Raw genomic sequence first — 16,497 nt, 5'->3', positions numbered from 1 at the left:
TTCTAGCCAATGGAAGCGCCAGGCAGACAGAGGACTGCAGAACGCCTGACGCTGTGAACAGATCTTGCGTGACCGCTTGCGCGCAGACGAGTATTCCAGCGGCTTCACTGCAATGGCACGCCTGCGCTCACCCTGCCCCGACCACGCGCTCAGCCAAGCGCTGACCGTTACCCGCCGGCGTCAGTCAGGGGAAGACCGGTGAACCGCTCGTCAAGCCGCTGCGAACGTCACCCGTTCGAAGTCCGACCCCTCCGCGACCAGACGCTGCAGCCGCACGTGCGAGGCGGTGTCCGTGTGCATCTCGAGTACACGCTCGCGGCGGTACCAGCCCTGCGGGATGACAAGCGTCTCCTCGGCACCGACTGCGGGCACCGCCGGCAGGAGGAAGGCACGGCTGTAGTGTTCGCCATGGCCCGGCCGCTCCGCTACCGGGCGGACAGCAACCGCGCGTGGCCGGCCGGGCAGTGCGGCGATACCTGCAACCAGGCCGCCACTCTGCTCCTGCCGCAGCCAGACGACCTGAGCAAGCAGGTGGGCGCTCCCGTCGTGCGGACAAAGGGACAGCAATTGCCCCGGCTCCAGCTTTCTGCCGGCGTTTGAACGCAACAGCCGGAAGCCATTGGCGCACTGGTCAAGAACTTCCCAGTCATCCAGGGCGAAGCCCTGCTGGCTCGGGCGCATGGTCAGTTGTTGTGTCGGATCAACCATGTGGCGGAAGGCAAAGAGGCTGTCGAACTCCTGCCGGGAATAGATGCGGGCATTGTCCGGTTGGTTGAACTCCGTGCCGGATATGTAGTAGTGCATCCCGACAAAGCCCGAGCACACCTTCGCGATTCCCGCAGCGCGGTGGCGGCGGAACTGACGTCCGGCGCGCACCAACGTCCACGGTTTGAAGACGCGCTTGAGCAGTCGATGGCACTGAACGGCAGTGCAATCCTCGCCGAGGCCAATTTGTGCGGGTGCCATCCTTTGCTGCAATTGCTCGCGCAGGCGACTGAGCTGCATCGCCAGGCGCGAGGTGTCAAGGCGACGCAGGTTTTCCGTCACCAGACACTCGGACGACGCGCACAGGCCTGCGTCCTGCATCAGGTCGACGACGCAGTGTGGCAAGGGCTCGCCCGGAATGGCAGCGTGAATGGTCACCAGTGGCGACCAGTTGCTTGCCCAGCGCCGGACCAGGCCGAGTTCACGAATGGACAGGCTGTAAGGCCCGGAGAGCTCGGTAAGCAGCAGCGCGACAAGCGCCGCGGCGCAGTGCGTGCTTCGCCCGAGCGGATCGAGTGGATCCTGCACGGCGAGCGTCGCGATTCCCCATTCCTCGGCGCTGGCGTAGAAACCGTGCAGGTTCAGCCACAACCCCGCCGGCAGCTGACGACGGGCACGATGGTGCTCGACGATTGCCATCCCGGTGTAGTAGATGCAGCGGTGCAGGATCAGCGCGAGTCGGTCGGCATCGGCACTGCCACCATCAGCGTCCTGCAACTGCGCGCAGTGCGAATACGAACGGGCCGCTTTCAGCCAGGTGCCCACGACCTCCTGAAAGGCCAGTTCTTCGAGATCACCCAGCGGTAGCGGCTTGTTGGTGAACCGCCGAGCCAGATCCTCCTCGATGAAGCACAGCGAGATCCGCGTCTGCTCGAGAATCTGCAAGTAGACGCCGGCAGCTGGCGGCGCCTGCAGCAGGCAATCCAGAAATGCGTTCATCTCCACCGCGGCTTGCTGGGAGTTCGCCAGCGGCAGGCGCGAGAGCACCTGAAACCCGGTCTCCAGGTCGGGAATCCTGAGGCTCGCAGGTGCCGTGTTGGCAAGGACTGCGCTCATGGTTTTCACTCCTCGGCCACCGCTCTTCACGGTGTATTGACTACGTACTGCGTAGGGCGGCGATGATTCCATCACCCAGTTGCCGCCCATCCACGAGCCTGCGACCAGGAGAATTTGCCCGCTGGGGCGCCGCCCAGACGGGAAATGGAAAGTGCCTGTCATCCCGCCAGCGTGGAATCAGATGCCAATGAACGTGTGGCGTCATGTTGCCCAAGCTCGCCAGGTTGATCTTGTCCGGCTGGTACAGGCAGCGAACGGCACGCTCCACGGCGAAAACCACGTTCATCAGCTGTGTTCTTTCCTTCTCCGGCAGGTCCGTCATCTCGCGCAAGTGGCGATGCAGAATGATTCGACAATATCCAGGATAGTCCGCGTCGTCCACCATGACCACACGGCACAAGGCGCTTTCCCACACCACCTCGCCACCGGGCGCTCCGCAAAGCACGCAATCATCGAAATCGTCAAGATCACTCTCACTCACTGCCTGCTCCTTACTCATTTTGTGGCGCCGTTGCGCCGTCCTGACGCACAGAATAAGCGGCGCCAACTGCCAGGCGTAAGGAAATAGGTCACAGCGGCAGCCAGTAAGCTTCCGCGCCTCGGCCTGGCCGGCTTCCGGCTCCTCCTGGCTGACCTCGCCTGCGTCAAACGGGACGCCGTTCGCGAACGCTGTGACCGTCCACGTCAGCGGCGACGGCGGCATCGCCGACATCGCACGAGCACTTGCCTGGCATCGAAAGGCGTTCTTTCAGCTTCGACCAGCGCCGTTCCACCTCCTTCCCCTTGACCGCCATGGCCAAGGCCCGCTTCTGGCCGACCAGCACGACCAGCGTCTTGCCGCGTGTGATTCCCGTATAGATCAGGTTGCGCTTGAGCATCATGTAATGCTGGGTCGAAATTGGCATGACCACCACCGGGTATTCGGAGCCCTGGGCCTTGTGGATCGTCGTTGCGTAGCAGAGGACCAGTTCATCGAGTTCGCCAAACGGATAGGTGACCACCCGACCGTCGAAGGTCACGGCAAGCTCCTCGTCGTCTCGATCGATGCCAGTGACGAAACCGATGTCGCCGTTGAAGACGTCGCGGTCGTAGTTGTTCTCGATCTGCATGACCTTGTCGCCGACGCTGAAGCGATTGCCGAACTTGTCCACACTGTGTTCGCCGGGCGGATTCAGCGCCGCCTGCAAGGCCTGGTTGATGCCACGGGCGCCGGTGATTCCCCGGTTCATCGGGCAGAGCACCTGGATGTCACGAACGGGATCGACATGGAACTTCCGGGGCAGGCGCGTCTGCACCAGATCGACGACGGTCTGCGCGATGACTTCCGGCTCTTCGGCGGCGACGAGGTAGAAATCCGAAGCTTCGCCCTTGCCCGGCAGACTGGGAAAGACGCCCCGATTGATCTGGTGAGCACTCCGCACAATGCGCGAACTCGCCGCCTGGCGAAACACTTCGGTCAGCCGGATGACGGGCACGCTACCGGAGTCGATCAGATCCGCCAGGAACTGTCCGGGGCCGACAGAGGGTAGTTGATCCACGTCGCCGACCAGAATCATCACTGTCGAAGTGGCGACAGCTTTGAGGAGCTGGTTGGCCAGCGGCACATCGATCATCGAACATTCGTCGGCAATCAGCACATCGCATTCGAGGGGATTGTCCGCGTTGCGTTTGAACTGGCCATTGAGCGGATTGACTTCCAGCAGGCGATGGATGGTCTTCGCTTCCAACCCAGTCGATTCGCCAAGCCGCTTGGCCGCCCGGCCGGTTGGCGCGCAGAGCAGCGGCTTGACGCCTTTGACGCTCATGATCGTCAGAATGGAATTGACCAGGGTGGTCTTGCCCACTCCGGGTCCGCCGGTGATCACCAGCAGCTTCGCAGACAAGGCAAGGCGAATTGCCTCCTTCTGGCTGTCGGCCAACTCGATGGCGAGCTTCTGCTCGACCCAGGGAATCGCCTTGTCGGCAGCGAAGTCAGGCAGAGTCGAGGCAGCCGTCGTGAGGCGGCGGACCTGGGCGGCAAGCGACTGCTCGGCGTAGTACAAGGGAGCCAGAAAGACGCTCGGCTGACCCTCGACGGTGTCCGGCACCAGCACCTCGTCGGCGATTTCCTGAGCGATCGCCGTTTCGATGATGGATTCCGGAATGTCGAGCAGTTTCACTGCCAGGGGAACCAGTTCGGCATACGGCAAACCGCAGTGACCCTGAGCCGAAGCTTCGGTGAGCGCATACGAGATCCCGGCTTGCGCGCGCAGCGGAGAATCCTTGGCGATTCCGACCTTCTGGGCGATCGTGTCGGCTGAGAGGAAACCGATGCCCCGAATGTCCTGCGCCAGGCGGTAAGGGTTCTCGCGAACGACGTCGACGGCGCCCTGGCCGTAGGTCTTGAAGATGCGCACGGCGCGGGCAGTGGACACGCCATGCGCGTGCAGGAAGACCATGATGCCGCGGATGATCTTCTGGTCGGCCCAGCCGGCGGTGATTCTGCTCGCGCGGACTGCGCCGATGCCCGGAATTTCCCGCAGTCGTTCGGGGGATTGTTCGATGACATCGAAGACTGCCGCGCCGAACGACTTGACCAGCTTGCCCGCATAGATCGGGCCGATGCCTCTGACCATCCCCGAACCGAGGTAGCGTTCGATGCCCGTCAGTGTGGTTGGTGGGGAAATCTTCACGAAGACCGCACGAAACTGCCGGCCATGCTCGCGATCGGTGACCCAATGCCCGGAAGCGGCGGCGTATTCGCCGGGGGAAACGATCGGCGTATGGCCGATCAGGGTGATCAGTTCCCGCTCCCCCTTCACCTTCAGGCGCAGCACGCAGAAGCCATTCTCCGGGTTGTGGAAGGTAACCCGTTCCACCAGCCCGGCGAGGCGATCGAGTTCGCCTGCCGGGGCGTCAGACATGACGCCTTGCCGTCAGGCGAGGTCCGCGCTGCGATCTGGCCGGCGACATGCCGCAGCAAACTGGCGCTAGCGACCCGCCAGGCTTGCCGCCAGCCTGCTCTCTTCGAGTTCGACGTGCCACGGCGCCAGGGTAAGGTGCCGTGGATTGAAGCCGAACTGGCGGGCATACGCCGCGCGCAGGGTGTCGAAGAGTTCATTGATTTTCGCAGGGCTCAAGGGTCAATCCTTTCGTTCGGAAGTTACCGCCACGATTGCAGCGACAGCCACCTGGCAGGCAAGAGCATACGCCACTCAGGCGGCACCGCGGCAGGCCGGGCAACGCCGAGGCGCACGTAACGCCGCCAGACGGTTTCAAGCGTGTGCTGAACTTCGTCAGCGGCAAGGTGACCTCGGACGGTGAGGCCAGGGTGGCAAGAAGCATCTCAGCGATCGACCGCACGCCCCTTTATCTTCTTTTCGTCGTGAGCTGTTTTCCTGGCCTTGGCCGGTGTCTCCCGTCCGCTTGATCGAGCCACAGCAAGGTATCGACATAAGACACAAACCGGTTCAGATAGTCGGGCGAGATATCCCGCATCAAGGCGAGTGAACGCAGCACCAGCCTGTGCGAATTGAGCGGACCGGCATTCTCCGGGCCCTGCTCGATCGCTTGCGTCACCTGCCTATCGACGCTGAGTCTCGACCAGGTGTTTCTGAAATAGCGCATGGCTTTGAGCTCGGCACGCGATTCGATGTTTCCTGCCGGGCCACCATCAACATCTTCCGGCGAATCTTGCGCCAGGTGGCGCGCAAGGTCCGCCAGGGACACCTGCGGGTCGCTTTTCGCCAGCCTGGTGACGTATCGACTCACGCCGCTGAAATCACCGGCGACGAAAAGCCGCTGCAGCTCGTCGGCAACATCCCGATCGTGCTCCCCTGCACGAGCGATCGTCTCCCTGGCATCGTCCTGCGTGCGTTCGAAGCGTCGCCGATAAGCCGCCAGCGCTTCTCTCAGCTTGCCGTCGAGAATACGTTTGACCTCTCCCCGCTGCCCGCGCGATCGCCTGGCCAGCGCTTCGATGAAATGGAAGCGTACGGGGTCCAGACGATCCGCACCGGTCAGGCGCAACGCAGCGATTTCCATAGCGGGATCAATGGCCCGCTCCGCCACTGACTGCGCGACTCCGCCGCGATTGGCCTCAGCCATCGGCCGGAATTTTGACATTCGAGGCTTTGGGCACCGGCGCCATTTCAACGCGCCGGTTCTGAGACCGCCCTCTGTCGTCGGCGTTGGATGCCACCGGCTGCTCCGTACCGAAAGCCGCCGCGAAGATCAACGATGACGGCATCCCTTCGTCTATCAACGCACGGGTAACCGTCAACGCGCGCTGGGCCGACAGTTCCCAATTGTCGACGAAGCGACTGTTGCCATGCTGAATCGGCACATCGTCAGTAAACCCGCTGACCATCAACAGCTCATCGCGCTCCCCCAGATAGACGCGCAAGGGCGCGACCAGGCTCTTCAGAAGTAGGCGACCAGCGGGTTGGAGCTGATCCGAGTTCAAGGCGAACAACACACTGCCGCTGATGCCAATGCGTCCGTTGTTCAAGGTCACCCGCCCTGTCGCCAGCGGAATGGCCAAGGCCTTTTCCAGTGCCATGCGGCGCTTTTCTTCCATCTGCCGCTTTTGCACTTCGGCTTCCAGATGGGTCGCCAGCTCGAGCTGGACACCCAGCACGCCAACCAGTATCAGCACGAAAGCGCCCAACAAGCCCGACATCAGGTCGCCAAAGACGGCCCATACCGGCGCCGTCTGCTCCATGCCGGCGTCACCGTTATCCATCAGCTTGCCTGATCCGTCGTGGTCGCCTGTTTGCCGGTGATCTGGCGCAATTCCTCGACGACCTTCTGTTGCGACATGATGCTCAGATCGATGATTTCGCGTGCCTGCGCCACGTAATAGGCGAGTTGCTCGTCACTTCTTGCCGTCGATTTATCCATCGAGACTTCGATTCTCTGCAGATTCGCAATCAATTTCTCGTTGGCTTCACTGAACGACTGCACGGCGAAACCGAACGCTTCGCCCAGGCTCGATATTTCGACGGCGCTGCTGGTGACGTGCGCGGCGATGTCGGACAGCCTGGCCGATTGTGCAGCGACCAGTTCGGCAAACTGGCTGCCGGCATTGCCGAGCAGCGTCGCGGAAGAAGCCACCAGCGAGTCGATCGCTGCCCGCTGTTCGGTAGACGCATGATCCATGGCAGCGCGCAGCGAATTGAGCGTTTCCATCGTTCGACTGCGTTCCTCGAGTAGTTGGTTGTCCCTTGCCATGCTGTTGGTCATTTCCTGGCGCAGTTTTCCAATCACTTCGGCGGCGGCGCGGGGCGCTTCCGAGGCCGTTTCCAGGAGTCGTGTCATGGGTTCTTCGAGCGCCGAACAGATTCGCTGCTGCTGCGCAAGCGTCTGCGCGCTCGCTTGTTGCCATTCATGCTGCAGCGACGCCGCCATCGATTCCAGCGATCGTGTCCACCCCTCCAGTCGTTGCCGATCACCGGATACCTGATTCGCCAGCGCTGTTCGCAACGCCTCACCAAGCGAGGCCAGAAGCGACTCCGTGCCTTGCTCGAAGGTCGTGGTGAATGCCGCCAATGATCGGTCCATTCCCCTGGTCACGCCCTCGCTTGTGCTTTGGTGCGTTGCCAACGCCGCCAACCACGTCTCCGAGACGCGGTTGGCGGTATCGCCAAAGCGCGCCGAAAACCCGTCGAGTTGAATTTGCGCCGAATCGATCATTCTTGCGTGCATCAGCTGCGTTTCCCGTGCTATGCCCGTCATCGCGGCCTCCACCGCGGGTTGGATCGTCTCGCCAGCCGCACGCGCGCCGTCAGTCAGGCTGTCCTTGAGCGATTTCTCGACCGAGCCGGCGAGATGGGTATAAACGTCCTTCGCCTCGCTGTGGAAGTTCTCCTGATTGGCGAGCAATCGCGCATGCCACTGCTCGTCCCGACGCTCGATCTGCTCCAGCATCGCCTGCAATTTATCGACCAGATCAGGCAGGGCCTGAGCTTGCAACTGCAGCGCCCGAAAGGTCTCCTGGCGCTGATGGGTGAGCGAAAACCCGCGAAACACGGTTGCAATCCTGGTGTCCAGCAGTTGCGCCGTCAGCATCCTTTCGCGCCGGCTCAGCGCCGACAGCAGGCCGAGCATGGCAGACGCGGCAACACCGGCTACCGACGTACCAAACGCCAGCCCCAGTCCCTTGACCGGTGCCGCAAGCGCGGACCGGATCGCCTGCAGGTCGGTGGTGCCTTCCAGCGCAAAGACGGCGCCATTGAGGGTGACGACCATGCCTAGAAAGGTCCCCAGCATCCCCAGCATCCCCAGCAGCCCCACCAGATAAGGGGTCAGGACGGGGCCGGGGAGGCCGATACGCTCACCTTCGATGCGCAAACGCACGGGGTTCTGGAGCGACGGATGCAGGCGGTCGAGCCATTCGGTCAAGCTCGACAGCTTGTCGGGAATCGCCGCCAGCGCCATTGCCAGGCTTGCCGTGGCGCGACGAAACTCGCGTATTTCCAGCGCGCCGAACAGATAGACCGCAGCAATGATCGCCGTCATTGCCAAGGCCAGCGCATTCGAGCCGACAAAGCCAACGCCTACCCAAACCACAGCCATGGCCCCCAACAGGAAGACCAGTGCGAAAACGCCTCTATTCATTTGACCTCGTTTGCCTCGTTCCTCAATGCTTCGATGAGCCCTGCTGTCGGCTGCAACCGAAGATCGAGTTCGGCCAGCAGCATCCCCTGCAATTCCCTGCAAAAGACTGACAGCCACTCCGCTGGGGGCGGCCGCGCGGCCCGGGAATCTGCCTGCCGAGTATCCGCAAGCGGCTGTTGATGCGCCTTGAGCAGTTGTTCGAAACGCCTTTCGAGCAGCATGGGCACCGTTGCGAGCAGTTGGTGCTCACGCACACACAAGGTGTTGTCCAGCGCCTCATCCAGGGCGGCAAGCTGCCTGAGCGGTGCGGAAGCGCGCGCAAGCGCCCGTCGAACGCTGCTGCGCAATGCGCGAACGCTCGCTTCCATGCTGGCTTGCTGGGCAAGATGGAGGCGACGAAAAGGCTGGTAGGCAAGCTGATAAGCAGCGGCAGTTTCAATGGTCGCGTCGGGTTCCGGCGTGGGCAACTTCATGCGTGTCTCGCCAATGGCAGACGAACAACTCGTTGTGATCGAATTCACCAGGGCCGTGCGTACCCGAGCGTATTCCTCTTCCATGGCGACTGCGGCGACAGCTTGCCCGCAAGACGGTGCTGCCGACCAGCTCGCCGCGCCGGCGTTCTGCACCGCATGCAGCGTGATGGCGTCAGACAAATCCAGCCATTGACTCAGTCTCTCGGCGAAATCCGGCTTCGACTCGGCGATGTCAACGATGGACAGGTCGGCGAGAAGACGAACGAGTTTTGATCTGTTGAAATTTGTACGCGGCACGGCTTGCGTCATACCAATATACCTGACGATTCGTTTTGCCGCTTCGAGATTCCACAGACCACAGTCGTCCGGCCTTACAGGAGGACGCGCTCGATACCGCCGTTGTTCGCGCGTTGCAAGTAGTGCGCCATCCAGTCTTCGCCGAGCAGGCGCTTGACGATCTCGACGACGATGTAGTCGGCCTGTGTTCCCGCATCGTCGTTGTAGCGCGACAGGCCCTGCAGGCAGGAGGGGCAGGAGGTCAGCAGCTTGACCTCGCCGGCGAAGCCATCGGCGCGCAGCCGGCCGGCGCCCTTCTCGATCTCCTCCTGCTTGCGAAAGCGCACTTGCGTCGACACGTCGGGACGCGTCACCGCCAGCGTTCCCGATTCGCCGCAGCAGCGCTCGGAGAGATCGACCGGCTGCCCCATCAACTGGTTGACCACCTTGATTCCCGGCATCGTCCGCATCGGCGCGTGACACGGATCGTGGTACATGTAGCGCGTACCGCCGACGCCGTCGAGCCGGATTCCCTTCTCGAGCAGGTACTCATGGATGTCGAGCAGGCGGCAGCCGGGGAAGATCTGCTCGAAGTGGTACTTCTCGAGCTGATCCATGCAGGTGCCGCAGGAAACGATGACGGTCCGGATGTCGAGATAGTTGAGCGTATTGGCGACGCGGTGGAACAGCACGCGGTTGTCGGTGGTGATCGTCTGGCCCTGGTCGGCCTCGCCGGCGGCCGTCTGCGGATAGCCGCAGCACAGGTAGCCCGGTGGCAGAACCGTTTGCGCGCCAATCTCGTAGAGGATGGCCTGGGTGGCCAGCGCGACCTGCGAGAACAGGCGCTCCGACCCGCAGCCGGGAAAGTAGAAGACGGCGTCCCCGTCGTAATCGGCAGCGCCGACCTTCTGCGGATCGCGGATGATCGGCACCACCTTGTCATCCTCGATGTCGAGCAGGGCGCGCGCGGTGCGCTTGGGCAGCCCGGCGGGCATCGGTTTGTTGATGAAGTGGATGATCTGCGCCCGCAGCGCCGGCGCCCCGAGCGTTGCCGGCGGCTGCCGGGTCTGGCCACGGGTCAGGCCCAGGGACTTGGCCAGGCGGTGCGCCAGGCGCTGCGCCCGGTAGCCCCAGTCGATCATCAGCTTGCGGACGAGCTTGATCGTCGCGGGATCCTTTACCGTCAGGAAGGCCATCGCCAGGGCCTTGGCGGGAACGAACTTCTTCTTGCCCTGCTCGCGCAGCAGATTGCGCATGCGGATCGAGACATTGCCGAAATCGATGTCGACCGGGCACGGCGTGACGCACTTGTGGCAGATCGTGCAATGATCGGCGACGTCGTTGAACTCGTCGAAATGCCGCAGCGAGACGCCGCGCCGGGTCTGCTCCTCATAGAGAAACGCCTCGATCAACAACGAGGTGGCGAGAATCTTGTTGCGCGGCGAGTACAGGAGATTGGCACGCGGCACATGCGTCGAACACACCGGCTTGCACTTGCCGCAACGCAGGCAGTCCTTGACCATCGTCGCGATGTTGCCGATCTCGGACTGCTCCATGATCAGCGACTCGGTACCAAGCAGCGAGAACGAGGGCGTGTAGGCGTTGCCCAAGTCGGCGCCGGGGAGCAGCTTGCCCTGGTTGAAGCGACCGCTCGGGTCGACCCTCGCCTTGTAGTCGCGGAAAGGCTGGATTTCCGCTTCGCTGAGGAACTCGAGCTTGGTAATGCCGATCCCGTGTTCGCCGGAAACCACGCCGTCGAGCGAGCGCGCCAGCCGCATGATGCGCTCGACCACCGCATAGGCCGTCTGCAGCATTTCGTAGTGGTCGGAGTTGACCGGAATGTTGGTATGCACGTTGCCGTCGCCGGCGTGCATGTGCAGCGCGACGAACAGCCGGCTGCGCAGGATCTCCCGGTGGATGGCGGCGATGCGTTCGAGAACCGGGCGGTAGACGACGCCGTCGAAGATGTCCTCGAGTTGCGGCTTGAGTTCGCTTTTCCAGGACACGCGCAACGAGTAATCCTGCAGGCGGTGGAACAAGGTCGGTTCGGCGGCGCGGTTGCGCAGACTTTCCACGCGCACGCCCAGGCGCGCGAACTGCGTCTCCGCTTCCGTCAACGGCAGATCCAGGTTGTCGAGCAGCCACTGCCAGCGCGCCCGCACTCCGGCGACGGCATCGAGCGCCATCGTCCGCCGCTCGCCGATCAGCAGCTCCTTGTCGAGGTCGGCGTCGCCGCGATGCAGCGGCAGGTCGCCGCGCAGCAGTTTGTCGAGCGCGTCGCAGAGTGCCAGCTTGTTCCGTATCGAGAGCTCGATGTTGATGCGCTCGATGCCGTCGCAGTACTCGCCCATCCGCGGCAGCGGGATCACCACGTCCTCGTTGAGCTTGAAGGCGTTGGTGTGGCGGGAAATGGCGGCGGTGCGTGCGCGATCGAGCCAGAACTTCTTGCGCGTCTCGGCATCGACGGCGATGAAGCCCTCGGCGCTGCGCAGGTTGCACATCCGCACCACCTCGGAGGCGGCGCTCATCACGGCCGCCTCGTCGTCACCGGTGATGTCGCCGAGCAGGACCATCTTCGGCCGGCCGGCGGTTTCCGCCTTGCGCTTGGCCTTGGTGGCGTAGCCGACGGCGCGCAGGTAGCGCTCGTCGAGATGTTCGAGGCCGGCGAGCAGCACGCCGGCCTGCCGGCCGCCGCCGCCCGGCTTGAAGTAATCGGTGATCTCGACGATCGCCGGCACCGCCTCGCGCACCTGGCCGAAAAACTCGAGGCAGACGGTGCGCGTGTGCTGCGGCATCTGGTGGAGAATCCAGCGCGCGGCGACGATCAGGCCGTCGGTACCTTCCTTCTGGACCCCCGGCAGACCGGCCAGGAACTTGTCGGTCACGTCCTTACCGAGGCCGGCCTTGCGAAAGCGGTGGCCAGGAATCTCGAGGATTTCGGGCGGCCCGTAGAGCGTTCGGCCGTCACGGCGAAAGCGCCTGATCTCGAAGCGGGCGACCTCCTGCTCGTGGATCTTGCCAAGGTTGTGGTCGAGCCGCGTCACTTCCATTTCGTGACCGCTCGGGTCGACCATCTTCCACCACGCGAGATTGTCGAGCGCCGTTCCCCAGAGAACCGCCTTCTTGCCGCCAGCGTTCATCGCGATGTTGCCGCCGATGCACGAGGCTTCCGCCGAGGTCGGATCCACGGCGAAGACGCGGCCGGCCGCCGTCGCAGCCTCCGAGACGCGCGCCGTGACGACGCCGGCGCCGGTGCGAATCGTCGCGCTGCGGCGATCACAACCCGGCAACTGCATTTCCTCGACCGCACCGATGTCGATCAGCTTCTCGGTGTTGATCACCGCCGAGAGCGGTGTCATCGGGATGGCTCCACCGGTGTAGCCGGTGCCGCCGCCGCGCGGGATGATCGTCAGCCCAAGTTCGATGCAGCCGCGCACCAGCGGCGCGATCTCGTCCTCGCTGTCCGGATGGAGGACGACGAAGGGGTATTCGATCCGCCAGTCGGTTGCGTCGGTGACGTGCGAGACGCGCGCCAGCCCGTCGAAAGCGATGTTGTCGCGGCGCGTGTGCCTGGCCAGCACTTTCCTGACCCGGGCGCGGCGCTTCGCGGTGTCGGCGAAATGCCGTTCGAAGGCATTGACCGCTGCGTCGGCAGCGCCGAGCAGCTCGCGAACCCGGTCGTTGCCCTGGCGGCGCTTTTCGATTTCCCGCAGACGGTGGCGGAGCGCCCCGACCAGGGCCACCCGCCGCTCGCGGTTGGCGAGCAGGTCGTCTTCCAGATAGGGGTTGCGCTGCACCACCCAGATGTCACCGAGGACCTCGTAGAGCATGCGCGCCGAGCGGCCGGTCACCCGTTCCGCGCGCAGTTCGTCAAGCAGCGCCCACTTTTCCGCGCCGAGCAGCCGAATGACGATTTCGCGGTCGGAAAACGAGGTGTAGTTGTAGGGGATCTCGCGCAGACGTGCGTTCATCGGTACTCCCGGCTGCGGGCAAAGGACGGATTCTAGCGTACTGCGGTGCAGCATCACAGCGGGGGTGCCATCGCGATCAGCGGCCGGGCTTTGGATAGAGGGCGGCCCTGCTTGGTGACATGCTGTTGTCTATAGCGGATGGGCCGGTTGCTGGAGTGATTCCGGCGTCGCTGTGGCAATGCCGTGCCAGCATTCGCAAGGACGTACTTCCCGGCAGTGCTATGGCATAGTGCTGCCACGCAGCGTGTTGTTCAATTGAAAGATGTTCGAAGTTTATGGCTTGCGACATCACGTGGGGTCTCCACGTGCCGCGAATCGACAATTCAGCGGCGGCTGCATTCCGGTATCCGAGTGGATACACTTGGCCACATGAACACCTTTCACCGCTCAGATGAATTTGACAGCTGGCTTGCGGCATTGACGGACAAGATAGGCCGTGCTCGCGTAGTTCTTCGCATCCGCTCTGCCGAACATGGCAACTTCGGAGACTGTGAACCAGTCGGCGCGGGAGTTTCTGAAATGCGGATCCATTTCGGTCCTGGCTATCGCGTCTATTTCATCCGTCGTGGAGAGGTGCTCTATCTGTTTGTTGGGAGGCGACAAGTCCTCACAGAAGCGCGACATCAAGCGCGCCATTGAAATGGCGCGGGCTTTGGACAAGGAGTTAACCATGGCCAAATTTTTCCCGTTCGATGCTGTCGAGTACCTAGGCGATGAAGCAACCATTGCAGAATACACTACTGCCGCATTGGAAGATTCCAATCCTGATGTGTTTCTAACTGCCGTGCGTGATGTGGCTCGCGCCCGTGGCATGTCACAACTTGCCAAAGACGCCGGTCTTGGGCGGGAAAGCCTCTACAAGGCGCTTACTCCCGGCGCAAAGCCGCGCTATGACACAATGCGCAAATTTCTACATGCTCTCGGTGTAAAGCTTTCCGCTTCTCCCATCCATTCATGAGTTGCTTGCCAGTCCAAAACGCGATGCCCAATCCTGCGGTCGAAGAGACGCTACGCGACAAAGCCGCTTCACGCTCCTCACCCTGAACGTTGGGCGCTCCCGAGGTAAGGCGCATGAGTTCTCCTTGTGGTCGGGCGAGTTTGGGGGACAGCATATCGAACTCGATCTGCTGCTTGTCGCACCTTCTCGACACACACGCATTGACGCCTTTCGCCCTTGGCCTGTTGAGGAATAAGTTTAGTATGCTGTCCCCGAAATTTGCGGGCATGCGGTGCCGTGGCGCAATCAGTGACACCACAGTCGGCAGCCCGCCAGGAATGGCGTGGCGTCCTGGCGCTTCGCGCCACGGTCTGCTGAGTCAAGCGGCGCTCGCCTGCCTGCCAATTTTTCGCTTTGGCCAGCCATTCCGGTTGGCCGAGGGGCAGGGCGGGTGCGTGTGCCGAGCGCCTGGATCGGCGTGCTCTGTGCAGGCCGCGGACGCCCACTGTGTGCATCCGTGCATTCGCGCATCCGCTGGCGCAGACCGATCAATGGTCGTCGTTGGCGAATGGGCGGCGGGGATCTATCAGTCCTTGCTCGGCGGCCGCTCTCGCTCATCGTGTCGCGCGGTGCAATCTCGGCGTGGCACCGTGCGGTACCGGTCGACCGGCAGCGCAGGAGTGTCGGCTGCGGTATCTTCGCCGCTGCGTGCGGCAGTGCCTACGAGCGAAGCGACGACCGTTGCAGACGTTTCGCATCGGGCGGCCGAAGTCGCGTGGTCGCGGCGGCTGGAAAGTTCGCGCTGCCGGGGCTATAGTCTGCAGGTCGGCGTCTGACTTTCGAGGTTTTCGTGATCAGCAGTGTCTCCCGTTTGCAGGCAGCGTTTTCGCCGGAGGTCGCAATTGACGACCGCGGGGGCGGTCGGCCGGTCGACGCGGAGAAGAGCAGCCCGGTGCGGAACGGCCTTTCGGTCGAGGAACAACGGCAGGTGGAAGTGCTGCGGGCGACCGACCGAAAGGTGCGTGCGCACGAGCTGGCGCACATCGCGGCTGGCGCCGGCCTGACCGGCGCCGCGTCCTTCACCTATCAGCTTGGCCCGGACAACCAGCGGTACGCTGTGGCTGGCGAGGTGAGTATCGACATTTCTTCTGGTGGCGATCCGGAAGAAGCGATTGCCAAGGCGCAACAGATTCGCGCCGCGGCTCTGGCGCCGGCCGATCCGTCGCCACAGGACCGCAAGGTCGCTGCCCTGGCGACGAAGATGGAGGACTCGGCACGGCAGGAATTGGCCAGCCAGGGCAGCGCGGCGAGCCAGTCGGTGACCGACGCACGCGTCGGCGGCGCGCTAGCCGCCTACCAGGCGCAGGCGGACGGTCCGCGATCGGCCGGATTCAGCGTTTTCGCCTGACGGCGAGGTCTGCTGTCTCTTGTCGCCGATCGTTGCTGGCACCTGCGTGAGGCGTTGGCAAGCTGCCTGTGGAGGGGCTCGCTCGTCCGGCCGAAGCGCCGCTCAGATCAGATCCAGCCGGCAACCAAGATGCCTTGGTCAGTGACCGCAGCAAAGTCATGCGAACAGCCGATGCCGAGCGACTGCCGAGGCGCCGCACCGGCTTGCGGGCTGCCAGCTTGTGCGCGGTACGGAACTGGGTACCGGATACGACGCGGCGATCTGGTCGGGTGGGGAGTGCCCGCGCGATGACGACAGACGCACGCTATTGGTCATTCAGATGGACCCCTTTGTCGAGCGGCCATTGGTGACCGTCGTTCCTTTGACCCGTGAGCTACGCGATACGCCGCCGTTTCGACTTCCGCTGTGTTCTGGCGCGAGCAACGCGCTGGACGGACGCTACGAGGCAACGGCGAAGCCGCCGGAGACGCGGTAACGCATCGGGCCAGCGGCTTCTGCGAAGCCCAGGCGCTTGACCCTGCCCGTAGCCTTACTTGATGCGCTGCAACTTCGGGCGGCCCGCCGGCGGTGGCGGTTCAGGTTCGCCTTCGGGAGCGCCGCTTTCGGGGGCTCCTGGAGTATCGGCGGGAGAATCGCTTTCGGGTTCGAAGGCCATGCCTGCACCGTTTTCACGTGCGTAGATGGCGGCAACGTTGCCGATCGGGATCGCTATGTCGCGCGCGACGCCACCGAAACGCGCCTGGAAAGTGATGCCGTCGTTGGCGATCGCCAGATTGCCGGTGGCTTCGTAGTCGACGTTGAGTACGATCTGGCCGTCGCGGACATGCTCGCGCGGGACCCGGGTGCGCGCATCGACAGCCACGGCGAGGTAGGGCGTAAAGCCGTTGTCACAGCACCACTGGTGGATGGCGCGGATCAGATAGGGTTTGGTCGACGGCAAGTCCACGTACGTTCCAGTCGGGAATGATTGATCGGCTGCAGAGGCCCGCCGGCGACGGCGAACGGCGGCGGCGG

The 16,497-nt window shown here is 63.3% G+C and carries 14 protein-coding genes; 4 read left to right on the top strand and 10 right to left on the bottom strand.

The features are described from left to right. Nucleotides 1-210: 210 nt before the first annotated feature. The 9 genes from CAP2UW1_RS01685 to CAP2UW1_RS01650 all read right to left on the bottom strand — a co-directional run bounded on the left by CAP2UW1_RS01685 (nt 211) and on the right by CAP2UW1_RS01650 (nt 13,138). Nucleotides 211-1,821, bottom strand: coding sequence for a hypothetical protein (locus CAP2UW1_RS01685; protein ID WP_012807138.1), 1,611 nt, complete (start codon nt 1,819-1,821; stop codon nt 211-213). 40 nt (nt 1,822-1,861) lie between these two features. Next, nucleotides 1,862-2,320, bottom strand: a complete 459-nt coding sequence (locus CAP2UW1_RS01680; RefSeq protein WP_049778629.1) for an HIT family protein — start codon at nt 2,318-2,320, stop codon at nt 1,862-1,864. A gap of 145 nt (nt 2,321-2,465) precedes the next feature. Beyond that, entirely contained in the window at nt 2,466-4,724 is a 2,259-nt protein-coding gene (recD2, locus tag CAP2UW1_RS01675; RefSeq protein WP_012807136.1) for an SF1B family DNA helicase RecD2, read from the bottom strand. A 66-nt stretch (nt 4,725-4,790) separates the two neighbouring features. Beyond that, nucleotides 4,791-4,940, bottom strand: coding sequence for a hypothetical protein (locus CAP2UW1_RS25190; RefSeq protein WP_012807135.1), 150 nt, complete (start codon nt 4,938-4,940; stop codon nt 4,791-4,793). A 229-nt stretch (nt 4,941-5,169) separates the two neighbouring features. Then, a complete protein-coding gene (locus tag CAP2UW1_RS01670) occupies nt 5,170-5,907 on the bottom strand; it encodes a DUF2894 domain-containing protein (RefSeq protein WP_012807134.1) in 738 nt (245 codons plus the stop codon). Continuing rightward, the gene (locus CAP2UW1_RS01665; RefSeq protein WP_012807133.1) at nt 5,900-6,544 is read right to left on the bottom strand and encodes an OmpA family protein; all 645 of its coding nucleotides are present in this window, start codon (nt 6,542-6,544) and stop codon (nt 5,900-5,902) included. The genes CAP2UW1_RS01670 and CAP2UW1_RS01665 overlap by 8 nt, the downstream gene beginning before the upstream one ends. Beyond that, a complete protein-coding gene (locus CAP2UW1_RS01660) occupies nt 6,544-8,418 on the bottom strand; it encodes a DUF802 domain-containing protein (RefSeq protein ID WP_012807132.1) in 1,875 nt (624 codons plus the stop codon). The genes CAP2UW1_RS01665 and CAP2UW1_RS01660 overlap by 1 nt, the downstream gene beginning before the upstream one ends. After that, nucleotides 8,415-9,200 (bottom strand): DUF3348 domain-containing protein, encoded by a 786-nt coding sequence (locus CAP2UW1_RS01655; RefSeq protein WP_012807131.1) that lies wholly within the window; start codon nt 9,198-9,200, stop codon nt 8,415-8,417. Before CAP2UW1_RS01655 ends, CAP2UW1_RS01660 begins: the two co-directional genes overlap by 4 nt. 62 nt (nt 9,201-9,262) lie before the next feature. After that, the gene (locus CAP2UW1_RS01650) at nt 9,263-13,138 is read right to left on the bottom strand and encodes a DUF3683 domain-containing protein (RefSeq protein WP_012807130.1); all 3,876 of its coding nucleotides are present in this window, start codon (nt 13,136-13,138) and stop codon (nt 9,263-9,265) included. Between the two features lie 369 nt (nt 13,139-13,507). Between CAP2UW1_RS01650 and CAP2UW1_RS24290 the strand changes: the two genes are divergently transcribed. The 4 genes from CAP2UW1_RS24290 to CAP2UW1_RS01630 all read left to right on the top strand — a co-directional run bounded on the left by CAP2UW1_RS24290 (nt 13,508) and on the right by CAP2UW1_RS01630 (nt 15,958). Next, nucleotides 13,508-13,777 (top strand): type II toxin-antitoxin system RelE/ParE family toxin, encoded by a 270-nt coding sequence (locus CAP2UW1_RS24290; RefSeq protein WP_412566850.1) that lies wholly within the window; start codon nt 13,508-13,510, stop codon nt 13,775-13,777. 31 nt (nt 13,778-13,808) lie between these two features. Then, nucleotides 13,809-14,096 (top strand): addiction module antidote protein, encoded by a 288-nt coding sequence (locus CAP2UW1_RS01640; protein ID WP_012807128.1) that lies wholly within the window; start codon nt 13,809-13,811, stop codon nt 14,094-14,096. An 829-nt stretch (nt 14,097-14,925) separates the two neighbouring features. Continuing rightward, entirely contained in the window at nt 14,926-15,483 is a 558-nt protein-coding gene (locus CAP2UW1_RS01635) for a putative metalloprotease CJM1_0395 family protein (RefSeq protein ID WP_012807126.1), read from the top strand. A 220-nt stretch (nt 15,484-15,703) separates the two neighbouring features. Continuing rightward, entirely contained in the window at nt 15,704-15,958 is a 255-nt protein-coding gene (locus CAP2UW1_RS01630) for a type II toxin-antitoxin system PemK/MazF family toxin (RefSeq protein WP_041567651.1), read from the top strand. 54 nt (nt 15,959-16,012) lie between these two features. Here CAP2UW1_RS01630 and CAP2UW1_RS01625 read toward each other — a convergent pair whose 3' ends face one another. Next, complete coding sequence (locus CAP2UW1_RS01625; protein WP_012807125.1) at nt 16,013-16,429, bottom strand: ClpXP protease specificity-enhancing factor; 417 nt, start codon at nt 16,427-16,429, stop codon at nt 16,013-16,015. Between the last annotated feature and the right edge of the window lie 68 nt (nt 16,430-16,497).

It is taken from the genome of Candidatus Accumulibacter phosphatis, assembly GCF_000024165.1.
Classification (GTDB): domain Bacteria; phylum Pseudomonadota; class Gammaproteobacteria; order Burkholderiales; family Rhodocyclaceae; genus Accumulibacter; species Accumulibacter phosphatis.
This window is presented reverse-complemented; position numbering and strand designations above follow the sequence as displayed.

Excerpts from the sequence above, each read along its gene's own strand:
- CAP2UW1_RS01670 (WP_012807134.1), bottom strand. The coding sequence starts at position 5,907 with ATGGCTGAGGCCAATCGCGGCGGAGTCGCGCAGTCAGTGGCGGAGCGG.
- CAP2UW1_RS01655 (WP_012807131.1), bottom strand. The coding sequence starts at position 9,200 with ATGACGCAAGCCGTGCCGCGTACAAATTTCAACAGATCAAAACTCGTT.
- CAP2UW1_RS01640 (WP_012807128.1), top strand. The coding sequence starts at position 13,809 with ATGGCCAAATTTTTCCCGTTCGATGCTGTCGAGTACCTAGGCGATGAA.
- CAP2UW1_RS01660 (WP_012807132.1), bottom strand. The coding sequence starts at position 8,418 with ATGAATAGAGGCGTTTTCGCACTGGTCTTCCTGTTGGGGGCCATGGCT.
- recD2 (WP_012807136.1), bottom strand. The coding sequence starts at position 4,724 with ATGTCTGACGCCCCGGCAGGCGAACTCGATCGCCTCGCCGGGCTGGTG.
- CAP2UW1_RS01685 (WP_012807138.1), bottom strand. The coding sequence starts at position 1,821 with ATGAGCGCAGTCCTTGCCAACACGGCACCTGCGAGCCTCAGGATTCCC.
- CAP2UW1_RS01650 (WP_012807130.1), bottom strand. The coding sequence starts at position 13,138 with ATGAACGCACGTCTGCGCGAGATCCCCTACAACTACACCTCGTTTTCC.
- CAP2UW1_RS01665 (WP_012807133.1), bottom strand. The coding sequence starts at position 6,544 with ATGGATAACGGTGACGCCGGCATGGAGCAGACGGCGCCGGTATGGGCC.
- CAP2UW1_RS01680 (WP_049778629.1), bottom strand. The coding sequence starts at position 2,320 with ATGAGTAAGGAGCAGGCAGTGAGTGAGAGTGATCTTGACGATTTCGAT.
- CAP2UW1_RS24290 (WP_412566850.1), top strand. The coding sequence starts at position 13,508 with ATGAACACCTTTCACCGCTCAGATGAATTTGACAGCTGGCTTGCGGCA.